The organism is Streptomyces sp. NPDC001890, assembly GCF_042891445.1.
GTDB lineage: Bacteria > Actinomycetota > Actinomycetes > Streptomycetales > Streptomycetaceae > Streptomyces.
Map to the genome: position 1 here is coordinate 196377 of NZ_JBIATE010000002.1, position 13255 is coordinate 209631.

At 65.6% G+C, this 13255-nt stretch carries 24 protein-coding genes; all 24 read left to right on the plus strand.

Going from position 1 to position 13255, the window contains the following annotated elements:
* The first annotated feature begins 34 nt into the window (after positions 1-34).
* The 24 genes from rplV (at position 35) to rplQ (ending at position 13253) form a co-directional block, all read left to right on the plus strand.
* Positions 35-382, plus strand: coding sequence for a 50S ribosomal protein L22 (gene rplV / locus ACFYY1_RS06975; RefSeq protein WP_004571827.1), 348 nt, complete (start codon positions 35-37; stop codon positions 380-382).
* Positions 382-1221, plus strand: a complete 840-nt coding sequence (rpsC, locus tag ACFYY1_RS06980) for a 30S ribosomal protein S3 (protein ID WP_072485539.1) — start codon at positions 382-384, stop codon at positions 1219-1221. Before rplV ends, rpsC begins: the two co-directional genes overlap by 1 nt.
* A 5-nt stretch (positions 1222-1226) precedes the next feature.
* On the plus strand, positions 1227-1646 hold the full coding sequence (rplP, locus tag ACFYY1_RS06985; RefSeq protein ID WP_072485538.1) for a 50S ribosomal protein L16: 420 nt from the start codon (positions 1227-1229) through the stop codon (positions 1644-1646).
* Positions 1646-1870, plus strand: coding sequence for a 50S ribosomal protein L29 (gene rpmC / locus ACFYY1_RS06990; RefSeq protein WP_014047786.1), 225 nt, complete (start codon positions 1646-1648; stop codon positions 1868-1870). The genes rplP and rpmC overlap by 1 nt, the downstream gene beginning before the upstream one ends.
* Positions 1870-2154: a 30S ribosomal protein S17 gene (rpsQ, locus tag ACFYY1_RS06995; protein ID WP_030977953.1), complete on the plus strand. Its 285-nt coding sequence runs from the start codon at positions 1870-1872 to the stop codon at positions 2152-2154. Before rpmC ends, rpsQ begins: the two co-directional genes overlap by 1 nt.
* A 107-nt stretch (positions 2155-2261) precedes the next feature.
* Complete coding sequence (gene rplN, locus ACFYY1_RS07000; protein ID WP_003966950.1) at positions 2262-2630, plus strand: 50S ribosomal protein L14; 369 nt, start codon at positions 2262-2264, stop codon at positions 2628-2630.
* 2 nt (positions 2631-2632) lie between these two features.
* Complete coding sequence (gene rplX, locus ACFYY1_RS07005) at positions 2633-2956, plus strand: 50S ribosomal protein L24 (RefSeq protein ID WP_003966949.1); 324 nt, start codon at positions 2633-2635, stop codon at positions 2954-2956.
* Positions 2956-3513 (plus strand): 50S ribosomal protein L5, encoded by a 558-nt coding sequence (gene rplE / locus ACFYY1_RS07010; protein ID WP_072485537.1) that lies wholly within the window; start codon positions 2956-2958, stop codon positions 3511-3513. The genes rplX and rplE overlap by 1 nt, the downstream gene beginning before the upstream one ends.
* A 2-nt stretch (positions 3514-3515) precedes the next feature.
* Entirely contained in the window at positions 3516-3701 is a 186-nt protein-coding gene (locus tag ACFYY1_RS07015) for a type Z 30S ribosomal protein S14 (protein ID WP_003948630.1), read from the plus strand.
* Between the two features lie 224 nt (positions 3702-3925).
* Entirely contained in the window at positions 3926-4324 is a 399-nt protein-coding gene (gene rpsH, locus ACFYY1_RS07020) for a 30S ribosomal protein S8 (protein ID WP_037688013.1), read from the plus strand.
* A gap of 21 nt (positions 4325-4345) precedes the next feature.
* On the plus strand, positions 4346-4885 hold the full coding sequence (rplF, locus tag ACFYY1_RS07025) for a 50S ribosomal protein L6 (protein ID WP_266747962.1): 540 nt from the start codon (positions 4346-4348) through the stop codon (positions 4883-4885).
* Positions 4886-4887: 2 nt separating this feature from the next.
* The gene (rplR, locus tag ACFYY1_RS07030) at positions 4888-5271 is read left to right on the plus strand and encodes a 50S ribosomal protein L18 (protein WP_072485534.1); all 384 of its coding nucleotides are present in this window, start codon (positions 4888-4890) and stop codon (positions 5269-5271) included.
* A 46-nt stretch (positions 5272-5317) separates the two neighbouring features.
* Complete coding sequence (gene rpsE / locus ACFYY1_RS07035) at positions 5318-5923, plus strand: 30S ribosomal protein S5 (protein WP_072485533.1); 606 nt, start codon at positions 5318-5320, stop codon at positions 5921-5923.
* A complete protein-coding gene (gene rpmD, locus ACFYY1_RS07040; protein WP_030914154.1) occupies positions 5923-6105 on the plus strand; it encodes a 50S ribosomal protein L30 in 183 nt (60 codons plus the stop codon). Before rpsE ends, rpmD begins: the two co-directional genes overlap by 1 nt.
* 1 nt (position 6106) lies before the next feature.
* Positions 6107-6562: a 50S ribosomal protein L15 gene (gene rplO, locus ACFYY1_RS07045; RefSeq protein ID WP_018550610.1), complete on the plus strand. Its 456-nt coding sequence runs from the start codon at positions 6107-6109 to the stop codon at positions 6560-6562.
* Between the two features lie 214 nt (positions 6563-6776).
* A complete protein-coding gene (gene secY, locus ACFYY1_RS07050; protein ID WP_388583425.1) occupies positions 6777-8096 on the plus strand; it encodes a preprotein translocase subunit SecY in 1320 nt (439 codons plus the stop codon).
* Positions 8096-8752, plus strand: a complete 657-nt coding sequence (locus tag ACFYY1_RS07055; protein WP_358944316.1) for an adenylate kinase — start codon at positions 8096-8098, stop codon at positions 8750-8752. The genes secY and ACFYY1_RS07055 overlap by 1 nt, the downstream gene beginning before the upstream one ends.
* 137 nt (positions 8753-8889) lie before the next feature.
* Entirely contained in the window at positions 8890-9726 is an 837-nt protein-coding gene (map, locus tag ACFYY1_RS07060) for a type I methionyl aminopeptidase (RefSeq protein WP_376425377.1), read from the plus strand.
* Positions 9727-9903: 177 nt separating this feature from the next.
* Positions 9904-10125 carry a translation initiation factor IF-1 gene (gene infA / locus ACFYY1_RS07065; protein WP_003956442.1) on the plus strand — a complete coding sequence of 74 codons (222 nt, stop codon included), beginning with the start codon at positions 9904-9906 and terminating at the stop codon, positions 10123-10125.
* 60 nt (positions 10126-10185) lie between these two features.
* Positions 10186-10299, plus strand: a complete 114-nt coding sequence (rpmJ, locus tag ACFYY1_RS07070; protein ID WP_003956441.1) for a 50S ribosomal protein L36 — start codon at positions 10186-10188, stop codon at positions 10297-10299.
* Between the two features lie 194 nt (positions 10300-10493).
* Positions 10494-10874, plus strand: a complete 381-nt coding sequence (rpsM, locus tag ACFYY1_RS07075; RefSeq protein ID WP_018519286.1) for a 30S ribosomal protein S13 — start codon at positions 10494-10496, stop codon at positions 10872-10874.
* Positions 10875-10979: 105 nt separating this feature from the next.
* Positions 10980-11384 carry a 30S ribosomal protein S11 gene (rpsK, locus tag ACFYY1_RS07080; protein WP_003956432.1) on the plus strand — a complete coding sequence of 135 codons (405 nt, stop codon included), beginning with the start codon at positions 10980-10982 and terminating at the stop codon, positions 11382-11384.
* A gap of 134 nt (positions 11385-11518) precedes the next feature.
* On the plus strand, positions 11519-12541 hold the full coding sequence (locus tag ACFYY1_RS07085; RefSeq protein ID WP_003966937.1) for a DNA-directed RNA polymerase subunit alpha: 1023 nt from the start codon (positions 11519-11521) through the stop codon (positions 12539-12541).
* Between the two features lie 211 nt (positions 12542-12752).
* Entirely contained in the window at positions 12753-13253 is a 501-nt protein-coding gene (gene rplQ, locus ACFYY1_RS07090; protein ID WP_383763928.1) for a 50S ribosomal protein L17, read from the plus strand.
* Positions 13254-13255: the final 2 nt, after the last annotated feature.

A 13255-nucleotide genomic window follows, 5' to 3' on the forward strand; every position in this document is an offset into this window, starting at 1 on the left:
GGAAACGACTATGACTTACACCGAAGGGACAACCATGGAAGCCAGGGCCCAGGCGCGGTACATCCGCGTCACGCCCATGAAGGCCCGCCGCGTGGTGGACCTCATCCGTGGCATGGATGCCACGGAGGCTCAGGCGGTCCTGCGTTTCGCCCCGCAGGCCGCGAGCGTGCCGGTTGGCAAGGTGCTGGACAGCGCCATCGCCAACGCCGCACACAACTACGACCACACCGACGCCTCTTCGCTGGTCATCAGCGAGGCGTACGTGGACGAGGGCCCGACCCTGAAGCGGTTCCGTCCGCGTGCTCAGGGCCGTGCCTACCGGATCCGTAAGCGGACCAGCCACATCACCGTGGTCGTCAGCAGCAAGGAAGGAACCCGGTAATGGGCCAGAAGGTAAACCCGCACGGGTTCCGGCTCGGCATTACCACGGACTTCAAGTCCCGTTGGTACGCCGACAAGCTGTACAAGGACTACGTCAAGGAAGACGTCGCCATTCGTCGCATGATGACGAAGGGCATGGAGCGGGCCGGCATCTCGAAGGTCGAGATCGAGCGCACCCGCGACCGCGTCCGCGTTGACATCCACACCGCCCGCCCGGGCATCGTCATCGGCCGCCGCGGCGCCGAGGCCGACCGCATCCGTGGCGAGCTGGAGAAGCTGACCGGCAAGCAGGTCCAGCTGAACATCCTCGAGGTCAAGAACCCCGAGGTGGACGCTCAGCTGGTGGCCCAGGCCGTCGCCGAGCAGCTCTCCTCCCGCGTCTCCTTCCGTCGGGCCATGCGCAAGAGCATGCAGAGCTCGATGAAGGCCGGCGCCAAGGGCATCAAGATCCAGTGCGGTGGCCGCCTCGGCGGCGCCGAGATGTCCCGCTCGGAGTTCTACCGCGAGGGCCGTGTGCCCCTGCACACGCTCCGCGCGAACGTCGACTACGGCTTCTTCGAGGCCAAGACGACCTTCGGCCGCATCGGCGTGAAGGTCTGGATCTACAAGGGCGACGTCAAGAACATCGCCGAGGTCCGCGCCGAGAACGCCGCTGCCCGCGCAGGCAACCGCCCGGCCCGTGGCGGCGCTGACCGCCCGGCCGGCCGTGGTGGCCGCGGTGGCGAGCGTGGCGGTCGCGGTCGCAAGCCGCAGCAGCAGTCGGCTCAGACCGAGGCCCCCAAGGCCGAGGCTCCCGCCGCTGCCGCTCCGGCTGCCGAGAGCACCGGAACGGAGGCCTGACCGAAATGCTGATCCCCCGTAGGGTCAAGCACCGCAAGCAGCACCACCCGAAGCGCAGCGGTATGTCCAAGGGTGGCACGCAGGTTGCGTTCGGCGAGTACGGCATCCAGGCGCTGACCCCGGCGTACGTGACGAACCGCCAGATCGAGGCAGCTCGTATCGCGATGACCCGTCACATCAAGCGTGGCGGCAAGGTCTGGATCAACATCTACCCGGACCGTCCCCTGACGAAGAAGCCGGCCGAGACCCGCATGGGTTCCGGTAAGGGTTCTCCCGAGTGGTGGATCGCGAACGTCAAGCCGGGTCGCGTGATGTTCGAGCTGTCCTACCCGAACGAGAAGATTGCTCGTGAGGCGCTCACCCGCGCTGCTCACAAGCTTCCGATGAAGTGCCGCATCGTTCGGCGCGAGGCAGGTGAGGCGTGATGTCGGCCGGAACCAAGGCGTCCGAGCTGCGCGAGCTGGGCAACGAGGAGCTGCTCAACAAGCTCCGCGAGGCCAAGGAAGAGCTGTTCAACCTCCGCTTCCAGGCGGCGACCGGGCAGCTCGAGAACCACGGTCGGCTCAAGTCCGTCCGTAAGGACATCGCCCGGATCTACACCCTGATGCGCGAGCGCGAGCTGGGCATCGAGACGGTGGAGAGCGTCTGATGAGCGAGAAGACTGTGACTGAGACGAACACCGACCGCGGTTTCCGCAAGACCCGTGAGGGTCTGGTCGTCAGCGACAAGATGGACAAGACCGTCGTCGTCGCTGTCGAGGACCGTGTCAAGCACGCGCTGTACGGCAAGGTCATCCGCCGTACGAACAAGCTCAAGGCGCACGACGAGCAGAACGCCGCCGGCGTCGGCGACCGCGTCCTCCTGATGGAGACCCGGCCGCTGTCCGCCACGAAGCGGTGGCGCGTCGTCGAGATCCTCGAGAAGGCCAAGTAATTCCTGAGGGGCATTCCCCTCAGGCAAGTTCCGCCAGGCTCGGCGGGGGCTCGTTCCGGTGACGGAGCGGCCCCCGCCGGGAACCGGCAGACGATCAGGAGATAGACGTGATCCAGCAGGAGTCGCGACTTCGCGTCGCCGACAACACGGGTGCGAAGGAAATCCTCACCATCCGTGTTCTCGGTGGTTCGGGTCGCCGCTACGCGGGCATCGGTGACGTCATCGTCGCCACCGTCAAGGACGCGATCCCCGGTGGCAACGTGAAGAAGGGTGACGTCGTCAAGGCCGTCATCGTTCGCACCGTCAAGGAGCGTCGCCGTCAGGATGGCTCGTACATCCGCTTCGACGAGAACGCCGCCGTCATTCTGAAGAACGACGGTGACCCCCGCGGCACCCGCATCTTCGGCCCGGTGGGCCGGGAACTGCGCGAGAAGAAGTTCATGAAGATCATCTCGCTCGCGCCGGAGGTGCTGTAAGCATGAAGATCAAGAAGGGCGACCTGGTTCAGGTCATCACCGGTAAGGACAAGGGCAAGCAGGGCAAGGTCATCGTGGCCTACCCCGCTCAGGACCGCGTCCTCGTCGAGGGTGTCAACCGGGTCAAGAAGCACACCAAGGCCGGTCAGACCGCTCGCGGTTCGCAGACCGGTGGCATCGTCACGACCGAGGCCCCCATCCACGTGAGCAACGTTCAGCTCGTCGTGGAGAAGGACGGCAACAAGGTCGTCACGCGCGTCGGTTACCGCTTCGACGACGAAGGCAACAAGATCCGCGTTGCCAAGCGGACGGGTGAGGACATCTGATGGCTACCACCACCACTCCGCGTCTGAAGACGAAGTACCGCGAGGAAATCTCCGGCAAGCTGCGTGAGGAGTTCTCGTACGAGAACGTCATGCAGATCCCCGGTCTGGTCAAGATCGTGGTCAACATGGGTGTGGGCGACGCCGCCCGCGACTCCAAGCTGATCGACGGCGCCGTGCGCGACCTCACCACGATCACCGGTCAGAAGCCGGCCGTGACCAAGGCCCGCAAGTCCATCGCGCAGTTCAAGCTGCGCGAGGGTCAGCCGATCGGCTGCCACGTCACCCTCCGTGGTGACCGCATGTGGGAGTTCCTGGACCGTACGCTGTCGCTCGCGCTGCCGCGTATCCGTGACTTCCGTGGTCTGTCGCCGAAGCAGTTCGACGGCCGTGGCAACTACACCTTCGGTCTCACGGAGCAGGTCATGTTCCACGAGATCGACCAGGACAAGATCGACCGGGTCCGGGGCATGGACATCACCGTGGTCACCACGGCGACCAACGACGACGAGGGTCGTGCCCTCCTTCGTCACCTCGGCTTCCCGTTCAAGGAGAACTGACCGTGGCGAAGAAGGCTCTGATCGCTAAGGCCGCCCGTAAGCCGAAGTTCGGCGTTCGCGGGTACACCCGCTGCCAGCGCTGCGGCCGGCCCCACTCCGTCTACCGCAAGTTCGGCCTGTGCCGCGTGTGCCTTCGTGAGATGGCTCACCGTGGCGAGCTGCCGGGCGTGACCAAGAGCTCCTGGTAATTCTCCTTCGCCCTCCGGGCGTTGGGAATTGACGGAAGCTCTCGGTAAGCATCTGGTCGGCAGGAGCCCGCCCTCACATGCCGTAGGCTTGTGGGGTTGGGCGCCTGCCGCCCAAGACCGACTTACTACGCCGTAGGTCCCCGCACCGCACCCGTCCTGCCTCTGAGTGGGGAGAGGGATGGCGCATACAGGAAACCCCGGCGAGAGAGGCCGAAGGCCAATTCATGACCATGACTGATCCCATCGCAGACATGCTCACGCGTCTGCGTAACGCGAACTCGGCGTACCACGACTCCGTCGTGATGCCGCACAGCAAGATCAAGTCGCACATCGCGGAGATCCTCCAGCAGGAGGGCTTCATCACCGGCTGGAAGGTCGAGGACGCCGAGGTCGGCAAGAACCTCGTCCTCGAGCTGAAGTTCGGCCCGAACCGCGAGCGCTCGATCGCCGGCATCAAGCGCATCTCGAAGCCGGGTCTGCGTGTATACGCAAAGTCCACCAACCTGCCGAAGGTCCTCGGCGGCCTGGGCGTGGCGATCATCTCCACGTCCCACGGTCTCCTGACCGGCCAGCAGGCCAGCAAGAAGGGCGTAGGTGGGGAAGTCCTCGCCTACGTCTGGTAGTCGGGAACGGAGGAATAGCTCATGTCGCGAATCGGCAAGCTCCCCATCCAGGTTCCCGCCGGTGTGGACGTCACCATCGATGGCCGCACGGTCGCGGTGAAGGGGCCCAAGGGCACCCTCACGCACACCGTCGCGTCGCCGATCGAGGTCACCAAGGGTGAGGACGGCTTCCTCAGCGTCACCCGCCCGAACGACGAGCGTCAGAACAAGGCCCTTCACGGCCTGTCCCGCACGCTGGTGGCGAACATGATCACCGGTGTGACCCAGGGATACACCAAGGCGCTCGAGATCAGTGGTGTCGGTTACCGCGTCCAGGCGAAGGGCTCCAACCTGGAGTTCGCCCTGGGCTACAGCCACCCGATCCTGATCGAGGCCCCGGAGGGCATCACCTTCAAGGTGGAGTCCCCCACGAAGTTCTCCGTCGAGGGCATCGACAAGCAGAAGGTCGGCGAGACCGCGGCCAAGATCCGCAAGCTGCGGAAGCCTGACCCGTACAAGGCCAAGGGCGTCAAGTACGCCGGCGAGGTCATCCGCCGCAAGGTCGGAAAGGCTGGTAAGTAGCCATGGCATACGGCGTGAAGATCGCCAAGGGCGACGCCTACAAGCGTGCCGCCCTCAAGCGTCGCCACATCCGCGTCCGCAAGCACATCTCCGGTTCGCCGGAGCGTCCGCGCTTGGTCGTGACGCGGTCCAACCGCCACATGGTGGCTCAGGTCATCGACGACATCGCGGGCCACACGCTCGCGTCGGCGTCGACCCTGGACGCCTCCATCCGTGGTGGCGAGGGCGACAAGAGCACCCAGGCCAAGCAGGTCGGCGCCCTGGTCGCTGAGCGCGCCAAGGCCGCAGGCGTCGAGGCCGTCGTGTTTGACCGCGGTGGTAACCAGTACGCCGGGCGGATTGCCGCTCTGGCTGACGCCGCCCGTGAAGCCGGTCTGAAGTTCTGAGCCCGGTTCCTACGCACAGCGGACGTAACAGAGAGAGGTAAATCCAATGGCTGGACCCCAGCGCCGCGGAAGCGGTGCCGGTGGCGGCGAGCGGCGGGACCGGAAGGGCCGTGACGGCGGCGCAGCTGCCGCCGAGAAGACCGCGTACGTTGAGCGCGTTGTCGCGATCAACCGCGTCGCCAAGGTTGTGAAGGGTGGTCGTCGCTTCAGCTTCACCGCGCTGGTCGTGGTGGGCGATGGTGACGGCACCGTCGGTGTCGGTTACGGCAAGGCCAAGGAAGTTCCCGCGGCCATCGCCAAGGGTGTCGAGGAAGCCAAGAAGAACTTCTTCAAGGTTCCGCGCATCCAGGGCACCATTCCTCACCCGATCCAGGGCGAGAAGGCTGCGGGCGTCGTCCTGCTGAAGCCTGCTTCCCCCGGTACCGGTGTTATCGCCGGTGGCCCGGTGCGCGCCGTTCTGGAGTGCGCCGGCGTTCACGACATCCTGTCGAAGTCGCTCGGCTCCGACAACGCGATCAACATCGTGCACGCGACCGTGGAGGCCCTCAAGGGCCTGCAGCGTCCCGAGGAGATCGCGGCCCGCCGCGGTCTGCCGCTCGAGGACGTCGCCCCCGCGGCTCTGCTTCGTGCGCGTGCGGGAGCGGGTGCGTAATGGCTCGCCTCAAGATCACGCAGACGAAGTCGTACATCGGCAGCAAGCAGAACCACCGTGACACCCTGCGTTCGCTCGGGCTCAAGCGCCTGAACGACGTGGTCGTCAAGGAGGACCGTCCCGAGTTCCGCGGCATGGCTCACACCGTGCGCCACCTCGTGACGGTTGAGGAGGTCGACTGACATGGCGGAGAACAAGCCGCTGAAGGCCCATGACCTCCGGCCCGCCCCGGGCGCCAAGACCGCCAAGACCCGTGTGGGTCGTGGTGAGGCGTCCAAGGGTAAGACCGCCGGTCGTGGCACCAAGGGCACCAAGGCCCGTTACCAGGTTCCGGAGCGCTTCGAGGGTGGGCAGATGCCCCTCCACATGCGTCTCCCGAAGCTCAAGGGCTTCAAGAACCCGTTCCGCACCGAGTACCAGGTCGTGAACCTGGACAAGCTCGCGACGCTCTACCCCGAGGGTGGAGAGGTCACCGTGGCCGACCTGGTCGCCAAGGGTGCGGTGCGCAACAACCACCTCGTCAAGGTCCTCGGACAGGGCGAGATCTCCGTGGCACTGCAGGTTTCGGTTGACGCCGTCTCCGGCTCCGCCAAGGAGAAGATTGCCGCCGCCGGCGGCACCGTCACCGAGCTCGTCTGAGACAACTCGATGGCCTGAACATCCGACCGGGGATGCCTCTTATTTGGGGCATCCCCGGTTGGTCGTTCCTAGGGGGGCATGGTCGCCGGTAAGGTGGCGTGCGTTGTTGTGTGGTACCCCCCTGGGCAGCCGCCCGGGGACTTTGACTTTTACGTATCCGTCGATCCTCAAGACCGTCACCTCTACGCTCTGCGCGGGGGTCGCAGGAGGCACCGTGCTCACCGCGTTCGCCCGGGCGTTCAAGACGCCCGACCTGCGCAAGAAGCTGCTCTTCACGCTCGGCATCATCGTGATCTACCGGCTCGGGGCACACATCCCGGTCCCGGGAGTGAGCTACGAGAACGTCCAGATGTGTGTTGATCAGGCCAGTAAGGGCAACAACAGCCTCTTCGGCCTGGTGAACATGTTCAGTGGTGGTGCACTGCTGCAGATCACGATCTTCGCGCTCGGCATCATGCCGTACATCACGGCCAGCATCATTCTTCAGCTGCTGACCGTGGTCATCCCCCGACTCGAGGCGCTCAAGAAGGAGGGGCAGTCCGGCCAGGCCAAGATCACGCAGTACACGCGTTACCTGACCGTCGCGCTCGCCATCCTCCAGGGCACCGGCCTGGTGGCCACCGCCACCAGCGGCGCCCTCTTCAGCGGCTGCCCGGTCGCCGACCAGATCGTCCCGAACCAGTCGATCTTCACGACCATCGTGATGGTCATCACGATGACCGCGGGCACCGCGGCCGTCATGTGGCTCGGTGAGCTCATCACCGACCGCGGCATCGGCAACGGCATGTCGATCCTGATGTTCATCTCGATCGCCGCCAGCTTCCCCGGCGCCCTGTGGGCCATCAAGACCAGCGGCAAGCTGGCCGACGGCTGGATCGAGTTCGGCACCGTCATCCTGATCGGCTTCGTGATGGTGGGCCTCGTCGTCTTCGTCGAGCAGGCCCAGCGCCGTATCCCGGTGCAGTACGCGAAGCGCATGATCGGCCGCAGGTCGTACGGCGGTACCTCGACGTACATTCCGCTGAAGGTGAATCAGGCGGGTGTGATTCCCGTCATCTTCGCTTCTTCGCTGCTCTACATCCCTGCCCTGATCGTCCAGTTCTCCAACTCCACTGCGGGCTGGGCGACATGGATCAAGGACAACTTCGTCAAGGGCGACCACCCGTACTACATCACGGCGTACTTCCTGTTGATCGTTTTCTTCGCCTTCTTCTATGTGGCGATTTCGTTCAACCCCGAGGAAGTCGCCGACAACATGAAGAAGTATGGTGGGTTCATCCCGGGTATCCGGGCCGGTCGACCTACTGCCGAGTACCTGAGCTACGTGCTCAACAGGATCACTTGGCCGGGCTCGCTGTACTTGGGTCTGATCGCTCTTGTGCCGACGATGGCGTTGGCAGGCTTCGGCGGTGCGAACGCCAACTTCCCGTTCGGCGGGACGAGCATCCTGATCATCGTGGGTGTGGGGCTGGAGACCGTGAAGCAGATCGAGAGTCAGCTCCAGCAGCGCAATTACGAAGGGTTCCTCCGCTGATGCGAATCGTCCTCGTCGGGCCGCCCGGTGCCGGCAAGGGAACGCAGGCTGCGTACCTTGCCAAGAACCTGTCGATTCCGCAGATCTCCACGGGCGATCTCTTCCGCGCCAACATCAGCCAGGGCACCGACCTTGGCAAGCAGGCCCGCTCCTTCATGGACGCAGGCAAGTTGGTCCCGGACGAGGTCACCATCGGGATGGCCAAGGACCGCATGTCCCAGCCGGACGCCGTGAACGGCTTCCTGCTGGACGGCTTCCCGCGCAACGTGGGTCAGGCCGAGGCTCTTGACGCCATGCTCAAGGACGAGGGCACCAAGCTCGACGCGGTCCTGGACCTCGAAGTCCCCGAGGACGAGGTGGTCAAGCGCATCGCCGGCCGCCGTATCTGCCGGAACGACGGCTCGCACGTCTTCCACGTGACGTACAACCCGCCGAAGGCCGAGGGCGTCTGCGACGTCTGCGGCGGCGAGCTGTACCAGCGCGACGACGACACCGAGGAGACGGTGCGCACCCGGCTGGAGGTCTACCACACGCAGACCGAGCCGATCATCGACTACTACCGGGCCCAGAACCTGGTGGTCACCATCTCCGCGCTCGGCAAGGTCACCGATGTGACCGAGCGCGCGATGGAGGCTCTCAAGTCCGACAAGGGCTGAGCGCAGAACCCGCAGTACTCGTGCAGTCGGCCGCGGCGTCCATGGGCGCCGCGGCCGACTGTTTGCGCCGTATCGTTGTGTGAGTACGCCGCAGACATCACCGTTCGATGCAGTCCGATGCAGAGAGGCGCCGCGCAATGGTGCAGATCAAGACCCCCGAGCAGATCGCGAAGATGCGCGAGGCGGGGCTGGTGGTCGCTGCCATTCACGCGGCGACCCGCGAGGCGGCGGTGCCCGGCGCCACCACGCTGGACCTGGACCAGGTCGCCCGCAAGGTGATCGCCGATCACGGTGCGAAGTCGAACTTCCTCGGTTACGGCGGGTTCCCCGCGACCATCTGCACCTCGGTCAACGAGGTCGTCGTCCACGGCATCCCGGACGAGAAGACGGTCCTCAAGGACGGCGACATCATCTCCATCGACGCCGGCGCGATCGTCGACGGCTGGCACGGCGACGCCGCGTACACGGCCTTCGTGGGCACCGGTCACGCTCCGGAGCTGGTCGAGCTCTCCCGGGTGACGGAGGAGTCCATGTGGGCCGGTATCGCCGCGATGAAGGTGAACAACCGCCTCGTCGACATCTCGAAGGCGATCGAGTCCTACATCCGCCGCCAGCCCCGTCCCGCCACCGGCAAGTACGGGATCATCGAGGACTACGGCGGCCACGGCATCGGCACCGAGATGCACATGGACCCGCACCTGCTGAACTACGTCGCCCGCAAGCGCGGCAAGGGCATCAAGCTCGTTCCCGGCGTCTGCCTGGCCATCGAGCCGATGGTCTCGCTCGGTACCGCGCAGACCGAGGTGCTCCAGGACGACTGGACGGTCATCACGACGGACGGCACCTGGTCCTCCCACTGGGAGCACTCGATCGCCCTCACCGAGCAGGGCCCCCTGGTCCTGACCGCCCCCGACTGCGGCCGGGCCAGGCTGGCGCAGTACGGCATCGAGGTGGCGCCGGACCCGCTCGGCTGACGGCGCCGGGGGATTTGACCCGCTTGTCGAGGTCTAAGGATCTCCTTCGGTGGGCAAACTTGACGGATTCGTCTTTTGGGGTCCGCTGACGTAGACTGACTCGTCGGCTCTCGTGCATCAGTGTGTCCGCATGCTGTGCCGAAAGTCGATCAAGGTAGCCGATTCGAAAGGCGAAGCGTGGCCAAGAAGCAAGGTGCCATCGAAATTGAGGGCACCGTGATCGAGTCCCTCCCGAACGCCATGTTCAAGGTGGAGCTCCAGAACGGTCACAAGGTCCTCGCGCACATCAGCGGCAAGATGCGGATGCACTACATCCGAATCCTTCCGGATGACCGGGTCGTCGTGGAGCTCTCTCCGTACGACCTGACGCGTGGCCGGATCGTCTACCGCTACAAGTAGATCTTGCCTCCACCTCGCTTCCGCGTGGTGACGGCACTGACCCGGAGAACCTGACATCCCATGAAGGTCAAGCCGAGCGTCAAGAAGATCTGCGACAAGTGCAAGGTGATCCGCCGTCACGGTCGGGTCATGGTCATCTGCGACAACCTGCGCCACAAGCAGCGCCAGGGCTGACGCACGACCCCCTGCATCTCGCAGCACTTCGCGCGACGCACGTAAAACGTACATACGCAGAGTCCGTCCAAGCTTCGGCTGACGACACCTCCGGTGGGGGCCGGGGACCCGGGCGTACCACCTCTCGTCACGAGGGGTCGGCGATCGGGAGCGGCACTGCGGAAGACCCCCGAATTAACAACTGGAGCCATTGAATGGCACGCGTTTCAGGTGTTGACATCCCGCGCGAAAAGCGCGTGGAGGTTGCCCTCACCTACGTCTTCGGTATCGGGCGCACCCGGTCCAAGGAGATTCTCGCCACCACCGGCGTGAACCCCAACACCCGCGTTCGTGACCTGGCCGAAGAGGACCTGGTCAAGATCCGCGAGTACGTGGACGCCAACCTCCGCACCGAGGGTGACCTCCGTCGCGAGATCCAGGCCGACATCCGCCGCAAGGTCGAGATCGGCTGCTACCAGGGTCTGCGTCACCGCCGCGGCCTGCCGGTCCACGGCCAGCGCACCAGCACGAACGCTCGTACCCGCAAGGGCCCGCGTCGCGCGATCGCCGGTAAGAAGAAGCCGGGCAAGAAGTAGTCCTCAGCGGACGCACTGCGGGCGTCCGGGCCACCGGTCATCCGCAGCAACCAGCGGTCTTCGCTGTAGGACCGATCACCTCCCCTCTCCATCTGGAGTCAAGACATGCCCCCCAAGGGTCGTCAGGGCGCAGCCAAGAAGGTGCGTCGCAAGGAAAAGAAGAACGTCGCTCACGGCCACGCGCACATCAAGAGCACGTTCAACAACACCATCGTCTCGATCACGGACCCCTCGGGCAACGTGATCTCCTGGGCCTCCGCCGGCCACGTCGGCTTCAAGGGCTCGCGCAAGTCCACCCCCTTCGCCGCGCAGATGGCCGCCGAGTCGGCCGCCCGCCGCGCGCAGGAGCACGGCATGCGCAAGGTTGACGTCTTCGTCAAGGGTCCGGGCTCCGGCCGCGAGACCGCGATCCGTTCGCTCCAGGCCACCGGCCTGGAGGTCGGCTCGATCCAGGACGTCACCCCCACTCCGCACAACGGATGCCGCCCGCCCAAGCGTCGCCGCGTCTGATTTTTTTCGGGCTCTGCTCCAGGCAGTAGCCCGTGGGTCCGGGCGGTACGGCCCCTTCGGGGTCGTGCCGCCCGTACCCTTGTCAGTATCTGGGGGCGTCAAATAGTGGGCGCCCACGACTGAAGGAACGCAACATGCTTATCGCTCAGCGTCCGTCGCTGACCGAAGAGGTCGTTGACGAGTTCCGCTCCCGGTTCGTCATCGAGCCGCTGGAGCCGGGCTTCGGTTACACCCTCGGCAACTCTCTTCGCCGTACGCTCCTCTCCTCGATCCCCGGTGCCGCTGTCACCAGCATCCGGATCGACGGTGTCCTGCACGAGTTCACCACCGTGCCGGGCGTCAAGGAGGACGTCACCGACCTCATCCTCAACATCAAGCAGCTGGTCGTCTCCTCGGAGCACGACGAGCCGGTCGTGATGTACCTGCGCAAGCAGGGTCCCGGCCTGGTCACCGCTGCCGACATCGCCCCGCCGGCCGGTGTCGAGGTCCACAACCCGGACCTGGTCCTGGCCACGCTCAACGGCAAGGGCAAGCTGGAGATGGAGCTGACCGTCGAGCGCGGTCGCGGCTACGTCTCCGCCGTCCAGAACAAGCAGGTGGGCCAGGAGATCGGCCGTATCCCGGTCGACTCCATCTACTCGCCGGTGCTCAAGGTCACGTACAAGGTCGAGGCGACCCGTGTCGAGCAGCGCACCGACTTCGACAAGCTGATCGTCGACGTCGAGACCAAGCAGGCCATGCGTCCGCGTGACGCCATGGCTTCGGCCGGCAAGACCCTGGTCGAGCTGTTCGGCCTGGCGCGCGAGCTCAACATCGACGCCGAGGGCATCGACATGGGCCCGTCCCCGACGGACGCCGCGCTCGCCGCCGATCTGGCGCTGCCGATCGAGGAGCTGGAGCTCACGGTCCGTTCGTACAACTGCCTCAAGCGCGAGGGCATCCACTCCGTGGGTGAGCTCGTGGCCCGTTCCGAGGCCGACCTGCTCGACATCCGCAACTTCGGTGCGAAGTCGATCGACGAGGTCAAGGCGAAGCTGGCCGGTATGGGCCTCGCGCTGAAGGACTCGCCTCCCGGCTTCGACCCGACCGCCGCCGCCGACGCCTTCGGCGCCGACGACGACGCGGACGCCGGTTTCGTGGAGACCGAGCAGTACTGATCCGCCTCCGGCCGGGGCGCCTGGGTTTCCGGGTGCCCCGGGCCGGGGTGAGGCTTTGTCCTCAATCTCCCCCATAGCCTTAAGGGCATGGGGGGACCCCCTCGACGGGCTTGATCCGCCTGTCGGCTCTTGAACTTCCGGGTGGCGTCCGCCGCCCGGGAACTGACACCGGTACCTGATACGGCCGGTGCAGCACACAAGGAGAAACACCATGCCGAAGCCCGCCAAGGGTGCCCGTCTGGGCGGCAGCGCCGCGCACGAGAAGCTGCTTCTCAACAACCTCGCGAAGTCGCTGTTCGAGCACGGCCGCATCACCACGACCGAGGCCAAGGCCCGTCGCCTGCGTCCGGTCGCCGAGCGTTTCATCACCAAGGCGAAGAAGGGCGACATCCACAACCGTCGCCTGGTGCTGCAGTCGATCACGGACAAGGGCGTCGTCCACACGCTCTTCACCGAGATCGCCCCGCGGTACGAGAACCGCCCCGGTGGTTACACCCGCATCACCAAGATCGGCAACCGTCGTGGCGACAACGCCCCGATGGCCGTCATCGAGCTGGTCGAGGCGCTGACCGTGGCCCAGCAGGCCACCGGTGAGGCCGAGGCCGCCACGAAGCGCGCGGTCAAGGAAGACGCCCTCAAGAAGGACGAGGCTCCGGCCGAGACCGTCGAGGACGCCAAGCCGGCCGACGACGCCGAGTCCAAGGACGCCTGAGC

What these genes read in the sequence shown, in the direction of transcription:
- rpsK (WP_003956432.1), top strand. Translation starts at nt 10,980, where the DNA reads ATGCCCCCCAAGGGTCGTCAGGGCGCAGCCAAGAAGGTGCGTCGCAAG.
- rpsM (WP_018519286.1), top strand. Translation starts at nt 10,494, where the DNA reads ATGGCACGCGTTTCAGGTGTTGACATCCCGCGCGAAAAGCGCGTGGAG.
- rpmC (WP_014047786.1), top strand. Translation starts at nt 1,646, where the DNA reads ATGTCGGCCGGAACCAAGGCGTCCGAGCTGCGCGAGCTGGGCAACGAG.
- rplV (WP_004571827.1), top strand. Translation starts at nt 35, where the DNA reads ATGGAAGCCAGGGCCCAGGCGCGGTACATCCGCGTCACGCCCATGAAG.
- rpsE (WP_072485533.1), top strand. Translation starts at nt 5,318, where the DNA reads ATGGCTGGACCCCAGCGCCGCGGAAGCGGTGCCGGTGGCGGCGAGCGG.
- rplX (WP_003966949.1), top strand. Translation starts at nt 2,633, where the DNA reads ATGAAGATCAAGAAGGGCGACCTGGTTCAGGTCATCACCGGTAAGGAC.
- rpmJ (WP_003956441.1), top strand. Translation starts at nt 10,186, where the DNA reads ATGAAGGTCAAGCCGAGCGTCAAGAAGATCTGCGACAAGTGCAAGGTG.
- rplO (WP_018550610.1), top strand. Translation starts at nt 6,107, where the DNA reads ATGGCGGAGAACAAGCCGCTGAAGGCCCATGACCTCCGGCCCGCCCCG.
- ACFYY1_RS07055 (WP_358944316.1), top strand. Translation starts at nt 8,096, where the DNA reads ATGCGAATCGTCCTCGTCGGGCCGCCCGGTGCCGGCAAGGGAACGCAG.
- rplE (WP_072485537.1), top strand. Translation starts at nt 2,956, where the DNA reads ATGGCTACCACCACCACTCCGCGTCTGAAGACGAAGTACCGCGAGGAA.
- ACFYY1_RS07085 (WP_003966937.1), top strand. Translation starts at nt 11,519, where the DNA reads ATGCTTATCGCTCAGCGTCCGTCGCTGACCGAAGAGGTCGTTGACGAG.
- map (WP_376425377.1), top strand. Translation starts at nt 8,890, where the DNA reads ATGGTGCAGATCAAGACCCCCGAGCAGATCGCGAAGATGCGCGAGGCG.
- rplR (WP_072485534.1), top strand. Translation starts at nt 4,888, where the DNA reads ATGGCATACGGCGTGAAGATCGCCAAGGGCGACGCCTACAAGCGTGCC.
- rplP (WP_072485538.1), top strand. Translation starts at nt 1,227, where the DNA reads ATGCTGATCCCCCGTAGGGTCAAGCACCGCAAGCAGCACCACCCGAAG.
- rplF (WP_266747962.1), top strand. Translation starts at nt 4,346, where the DNA reads ATGTCGCGAATCGGCAAGCTCCCCATCCAGGTTCCCGCCGGTGTGGAC.
- rpsC (WP_072485539.1), top strand. Translation starts at nt 382, where the DNA reads ATGGGCCAGAAGGTAAACCCGCACGGGTTCCGGCTCGGCATTACCACG.
- rplQ (WP_383763928.1), top strand. Translation starts at nt 12,753, where the DNA reads ATGCCGAAGCCCGCCAAGGGTGCCCGTCTGGGCGGCAGCGCCGCGCAC.
- rpsQ (WP_030977953.1), top strand. Translation starts at nt 1,870, where the DNA reads ATGAGCGAGAAGACTGTGACTGAGACGAACACCGACCGCGGTTTCCGC.
- rpmD (WP_030914154.1), top strand. Translation starts at nt 5,923, where the DNA reads ATGGCTCGCCTCAAGATCACGCAGACGAAGTCGTACATCGGCAGCAAG.
- rpsH (WP_037688013.1), top strand. Translation starts at nt 3,926, where the DNA reads ATGACCATGACTGATCCCATCGCAGACATGCTCACGCGTCTGCGTAAC.